This window comes from Amycolatopsis sp. 3B14 (assembly GCF_050958625.1).
GTDB classification, from domain to species: Bacteria; Actinomycetota; Actinomycetes; order Mycobacteriales; family Pseudonocardiaceae; genus Amycolatopsis_E; species Amycolatopsis_E thermoflava.
Window position 1 is genome coordinate 1 of the sequence record NZ_JBHZEN010000129.1, and the last position, 3,725, is coordinate 3,725.

General features: G+C 71.8%; 3 protein-coding genes and 1 pseudogene. 3 read left to right on the top strand and 1 reads right to left on the bottom strand.

Annotated features, from left to right (window positions below):
* From ACCP09_RS40035 to ACCP09_RS40045, 3 genes are all read left to right on the top strand, one after another.
* Window positions 1-1,369, top strand: a 1,369-nt coding sequence (locus ACCP09_RS40035) for an acetate--CoA ligase (protein WP_433754312.1), incomplete at its 5' end; no start/stop codon positions are given.
* 213 nt (window positions 1,370-1,582) lie between these two features.
* Complete coding sequence (locus tag ACCP09_RS40040) at window positions 1,583-2,185, top strand: excalibur calcium-binding domain-containing protein (RefSeq protein WP_433754314.1); 603 nt, start codon at window positions 1,583-1,585, stop codon at window positions 2,183-2,185.
* Window positions 2,182-2,811, top strand: a complete 630-nt coding sequence (locus tag ACCP09_RS40045; protein ID WP_433754316.1) for a class F sortase — start codon at window positions 2,182-2,184, stop codon at window positions 2,809-2,811. Before ACCP09_RS40040 ends, ACCP09_RS40045 begins: the two co-directional genes overlap by 4 nt.
* Here ACCP09_RS40045 and ACCP09_RS40050 read toward each other — a convergent pair.
* Window positions 2,812-3,640: pseudogene (locus ACCP09_RS40050) on the bottom strand (ABC transporter permease); the annotation flags it as partial.
* Window positions 3,641-3,725: the final 85 nt, after the last annotated feature.

Below are 3,725 nucleotides of genomic sequence, written 5' to 3' on the forward strand. Positions count from 1 at the left end.
CGACGGGCAGTACCGGCGGGGCAAGGCCGTGCCGGTGAAGGCCGGGGTGGACGAGGCGCTGGCCGGGTCCGCGGTGGAGAAGGTGGTCGTGGTGCGGCGCACCGGGACGCCGGTGTCGATGGGCGAGCGAGACGTGTGGTGGCACGAGCTGGTCGACCCGCAGCCGACTGAGCACACCGCCGAGGCCTTCGACTCCGAGCACCCGCTGTTCATCCTCTACACCAGCGGGACGACCGGGAAGCCGAAGGGGATCCTGCACACCTCGGGCGGTTACCTCACCCAGGTGGCCTACACGCACGCCGCGGTGTTCGACCACCGGCCGGGCGAGGACGTGTACTGGTGCACCGCGGACATCGGCTGGATCACCGGGCACTCCTACATCGTGTACGGCCCGCTGGCGAACCGCGCGACGCAGGTGGTCTACGAGGGCACGCCGAACACGCCCCACGAGGGGCGGCACTGGGAGATCATCCAGCGGTACGGGGTGTCGATCTACTACACCGCGCCCACGCTGATCCGCACGTTCATGAAGTGGGGCGAGGACATCCCGGCGCGCTACGACCTGTCTTCGTTGCGGGTGCTGGGATCGGTGGGCGAGCCGATCAACCCGGAGGCGTGGCGGTGGTACCGCGAGCACATCGGCGCGGGCAAGGCGCCGATCGTGGACACCTGGTGGCAGACCGAAACCGGGGCCATCATGATCGCGCCGTCGCCCGGTTCCGCGGAGTTCAAGCCGGGTTCCGCGCAGACCCCGGTGCCCGGGATCTCCGCCGTCGTGGTGGACGACGCGGGCAAGGAGGTCGCCCCGGGCGAGAGCGGTTACCTGGTCCTGGACCAGCCGTGGCCGTCGATGCTGCGCGGCGTGTGGGGCGACGACGCCCGGTTCCGGGAAACGTACTGGTCGCGCTTCGCGGGCGCGTACTTCGCGGGCGACGGCGCGCGGTACGACGCCGACGGGGACATCTGGCTGCTGGGGCGGGTGGACGACGTCATGAACGTCTCCGGGCACCGCATCTCCACGGCCGAGGTGGAGTCGGCGCTGGTGTCCCACCCGGCGGTCGCGGAGGCCGCTGTGGTGGGCGCCGCCGACCCGACGACCGGGCAGGGCATCGTGGCGTTCGTGATCCCGCGCGGGGTCGCCGAGGTGTCCGTCCAGGAGCTGCGGGAGCACGTGGCGCGGGAGATCGGGCCCATCGCCAAGCCGCGGCAGATCATGGTCGTGCCCGAACTGCCGAAGACGCGCTCGGGCAAGATCATGCGCCGGCTGCTGCGGGACGTGGCGGAGAACCGCGAAATCGGCGACGTGACAACACTCGCCGACGCGACGGTGATGGCCCACCTCAAGACTGGCGTGAGTTCGCAGCGGTAGTGCGGTGGTGGCGGTCCGGCGGGGATGTCCGTCGCCGGCCACCGCCACCCGGAGGTCGATCTTCGCGCCGTCCTTGCACGGTGAACAACATCCAGATACCGCCATAATTTCGACAACAAATTCCTATTTCCGTGCGCGTAACGTTCATCCTTTCCGGAACGACAAAGCGGCTGCATTGCCCCGAGATCAATTCCTTCCGAAAAGGACGTCCCCATGCGCATGATCAGTCGCGTTCTCGGCACGGTAGCGGTGGCGGGTATCGCGCTGCTCGGTCCGGCACCTGCGGTTTTCGCGGCTCAGCCGACCGATCTCTACGACTGCGGCGACTTCACCTACCAGGAAGAAGCGCAGGCCATTTTCGACCAGACCCCGGGGGATCCGTACAACCTCGACGACGACAACGACGGCATCGCCTGCGAAAGCCTGCCGCACAAGCCGTCGGAGCAGCCGTCCACCCCGAGCAGCAGCCCCGCCACCCAGGCGCCGCCCGGGACGGCTCCGCCCGAGACGACCACCGCGGACCTCGACTGCGCCGACTTCGCGACCCAGGCGCAGGCCCAGGCGGTCCTCGACGCCGACCGCAGCGACCCGCACCGCCTGGACGCCGACCACGACGGCATCGCGTGCGAGACCAAGTTCGGTGAGCAGAACTCCACCGGCGGCTCGCAGGTGAAGGTCAAGCCGGTCGGTGGCGTGGACACCGGCGGCGGTGACCAGGGCACCGACGCCGGCCCGGCGGTCGCGGTCGGGGCGCTCGTCCTCGTCGGCGGCAGCGCCGGCACCGTGCTGCTCATGCGGCGGCGCGCCGGCCGATGACCACCGCACGATGGCGCCGATGGCTCGCGATCGCGGCCATCGGCGCCACCCTCACCGCCTGCGGCTCGCCCAGTGAGCCGCAGCCCGCGCCGGCCGCGCCCCCGACGTCGACGCTGGCGGCTCCGGTCTCCACCACCGCCGCCGCCCCGGTCGACGGGCCCCTGCCGCACTCCCGGCCGGTCAAGCTCGAGGTGCCGTCGATCGGCGTCAGCACCGGCCCGATCATCGACCTCGGCCTGGCCGACGACGGCGAGCTCGAAGTCCCCGGGGACGCCGTCACCACCGGCTGGTTCACCGGCAGCCCGTCCCCCGGCGAGACCGGGCCCGCGGTGCTCGCCGCGCACGTCGACTACAACCACGTGCCCGGCGCGTTCCACCGCCTCAAGGACACCAAGCCGGGCGACCAGGCGATCGTGCACCGGGCCGACGGGACCACCGCGGTGTTCACCGTCTACCGCGTCGAGCGGTACCCGAAGTCGCAGTTCCCGACCGACGACGTCTACGGCGACACCGCGGGCCCGGAGCTGCGCATGATCACCTGCGGCGGCGCGTTCGACCGCTCGACCCGCAACTACGCGGACAACGTCGTGGCCTACGCGCGCCTGTCGCAGGCCTACCGCGGCTGATCACGCCAGCGCCTCGGTCGGCGTGAGCCGGGCGGCGCGCATCGCCGGGTACGCACCGGCGATCGCGCCGACCAGCGCCGCCACCCCGGCCCCACCGAACAACGCGAGCGGCGGCAGCACCGCGGGCCAGTCCTGGGTGAGCGCGTACCCGGCGGTCACACCGACCCCGGCCAGCACCCCCACCACCCCGCCGAGCAGGGACAACAGGACCGATTCGGCGAGGAACTGGCCCCGCACCTGCCGCCGCGTCGCGCCGAGCGCCCGCCGGAGCCCGATCTCGCGCCGCCGTTCCAGCACCGAGATCACCATCGTGTTGGCCACGCCGACCCCGCCGACGAGCAACGCGACGCCGCCCAGCGCGAGGAACAACGCGCTGAACGACGACTCGGACAGCCGTTTCGCCACCAGTGCCTCCGACGGCCGCGTCACCTCCACCTCGCCCGGCCGCTGTGGACTCAGCGTGGCCGCCAGAACGGACCGCACGTCCTCCACGGCGGACTCCTCCGCCCGCACGTACACGGTCGTCGGGTGGCCGCCGAACCCGAGGCGCGCCTTCCGCCACCTCCCAGCCGACGAGCACCGAGCGTTCGATCTCCGGCGCGAGCGGCATCGCGTCCAGGACGCCGGCGACGGTGAACCACTGGCCGTCGATCCACACCTGGCGCCCGGGTTCCCGCACCCCGAGCCGGGTCGCGGCGACCGAACCCAGCACCACGACGGGGAACCGCGAGTTCGCCGCGTCGAGGAACGCACCGGTGTACACATGTCCATTGAGGACGGCGAGCAGCTCCGGCGTGGCCGCGAGCACGCTGAGCCCGGACGTCTCGTCGGCGTGCCCGCACCACCGCGGCGCAACTGGACACCGGCCTACCGTCCGGATCCACGACATCCCAGCCCGCACCACCCCCACACCT